3 protein-coding genes and 1 pseudogene are annotated in these 1951 nt (G+C 53.8%); 2 read left to right on the plus strand and 2 right to left on the minus strand.

Annotated elements, in window-relative coordinates; all coding sequences use genetic code 11:
* Window positions 1–18: 18 nt before the first annotated feature.
* Window positions 19–288 (minus strand): annotated as a pseudogene (locus CWB65_RS19130) (IS6 family transposase); the annotation flags it as partial.
* Between the two features lie 28 nt (window positions 289–316).
* On the opposite strand from CWB65_RS19130, the gene CWB65_RS20280 reads away from it, so the two are divergent.
* Window positions 317–652 (plus strand): glycosyltransferase family protein, encoded by a 336-nt coding sequence (locus CWB65_RS20280; RefSeq protein WP_502704850.1) that lies wholly within the window; start codon window positions 317–319, stop codon window positions 650–652.
* 27 nt (window positions 653–679) lie between these two features.
* On the opposite strand, the gene CWB65_RS19135 is transcribed toward CWB65_RS20280, so the two are convergent.
* On the minus strand, window positions 680–1330 hold the full coding sequence (locus CWB65_RS19135) for a TetR/AcrR family transcriptional regulator (RefSeq protein ID WP_079388470.1): 651 nt from the start codon (window positions 1328–1330) through the stop codon (window positions 680–682).
* A 110-nt stretch (window positions 1331–1440) separates the two neighbouring features.
* Between CWB65_RS19135 and CWB65_RS19140 the strand changes: the two genes are divergently transcribed.
* Window positions 1441–1951, plus strand: a 511-nt coding sequence (locus tag CWB65_RS19140) for a carboxymuconolactone decarboxylase family protein (RefSeq protein WP_249365044.1), incomplete at its 3' end; no start/stop codon positions are given.

The raw sequence follows: 1951 nt of genomic DNA on the forward strand, positions 1-1951 counted from the left end.
GGAAAATCCCTAGAACCCCAGGTAGGTCCACTTGCCCCGCACCTTGACGTAGGTTTCATCCAGGCGCCAGCTCGGATCAAAGCCACGCCGCCAGAACCAGCGCAGCCGCTTCTCCATCTCCGGGGCGTAGCACTGGACCCAGCGATAGATCGTCGTATGGTCGACCGAAATGCCGCGTTCCGCCAGCATTTCCTCAAGGTCGCGATAGCTGATCGGATAGCGACAATACCAGCGCACCGCCCACAGGATCACATCACCCTGGAAATGGCGCCACTTGAAATCCGTCATCGTTCCGTCCGTCCAATCTCCGCCAAGCATGCTCAAGCTTCACGATTTTTGCAACAGAGCCCTCGAAATAACATCAGTAAACAATATCTACTTAGAAAATGGTTTGTGCTCGGTTGTCAGGTTAGGCCGAGGATATGGCTGGTTTGATACAGGAACACACGCTTCCTTGCTTGAGGCAAGTGAGTTTGTCCGAGTAGTTCAAGACCGACAAAATCTCCAAGTCGCATGCCCCGAAGAAATTGCCTATCGGAAAGGCTGGGTGACGCCAGAGGTCATCGAGAAAGCCGGAAATCTACTAGCAAAGACGAATTACGGCCAATACCTTTTGAGCTTGGTTCACGATGACAGCTACGCCTTGATATAAAAATATGATTTTTAGGGCGTGAACATCCTAGCTGTCTGGCAATATTTGCCGCTTTCCATAGCGAGAGAGGAACATGCTCACGCCTTCGGCAACCACTTTCTCACGTCGCTCCTTCGATGGAGCATCCCCAATACCGATAACTCGTAGCCAAAGAAGGGGCTCGTTCAGCAAACCTAAGAACTGTGAAGCTGCAAGTTCCGCATCTTCGACATGAAGCACGCGGTTCGCACTTAAGGTTCTCAGGTACTCTACCAGAGCTCGCATTGCCGGCGCCTTCCCTGCTTCAAAGAAGGTTGTTGGCAGGTCGGGAAACCGGGTTCCCTCACTAATAACCATACGAAGAAAAGCCACAGCAATCGGCGGTTCCCAAAAATCCACAACGGCATCCCCAATCCGCTTCAGACCAGCCGCCGGATCGCTTAGAACAGACTCATCAGCGGTAATTTCCACAACGGGAAATTCACTCCATACTCGCTCTACGGATGCGATAAACAGCGCCTCCTTGCTTTCGAACTGGTTGTAGACAGTTCGGCGCGCAACTGAGGCCTCCCGCGCAACCAGGTCCATGCTCGTGTCTTCAAAGCCTCGCGCGAGGAAGACGCGCGTTGCGGCATCCAGGATTCCCTCTCGTTTCGGTATGTCGCTGCGAGTTGAGGGACCGGCGCTGCGGGGGGGAATCGCTAATTTCGTTCACGATGATCATCACCTTCCTTGACTGCACTGCACTGTGCAATGTAGTATGTGTTGGAGACTGCACGCACGGTGCAGTGTAAACGAGGAGATAGAGTATGTCAGTCGTAAATTCCAGCGTCGCTTTGCCTGCTGAGGTCTCAAAGGACCGTTTCGCCAGGGGATCTGCTACATTCGCCGCAGTCACCGGCATTCCCACGGAGGAATACCTTGATGGATTTAAGGATAGCTCGCCTGATTTTGGTCGCTATGTGATTGAGTGGGTCTTCGGCGATGTATACAGCCGCACCGATTTGGATTTGAAAACCCGGGAACTCGTTATCATCGCAGCCGGCGCGGCGTTGGGCGCAACGGGAATTGATGTCATCAAATTTCATGTCCCCACTGCGGTACGCGCGGGTGCAACCCGAGACCAGATTTTCGGCGTTCTTACCCAGGTAGCGATTGTTGCAGGTGTTCCCACAGCAATCGCCGCAATTTCGGCGGCGGCACAAGTCTTGGGGCCACACTCTCAGGTCGCTGATGATTCCAGCGTCGCTTTGCCTGCTGAGGTCTCAAAGGACCGTTTCGCCAGGGGATCTGCTACATTCGCCGCAGTCACCGGCATTC

It is taken from the genome of Pseudoalteromonas sp. S554 (assembly GCF_005930865.1).
GTDB lineage: Bacteria > Pseudomonadota > Gammaproteobacteria > Enterobacterales > Alteromonadaceae > Pseudoalteromonas > Pseudoalteromonas marina.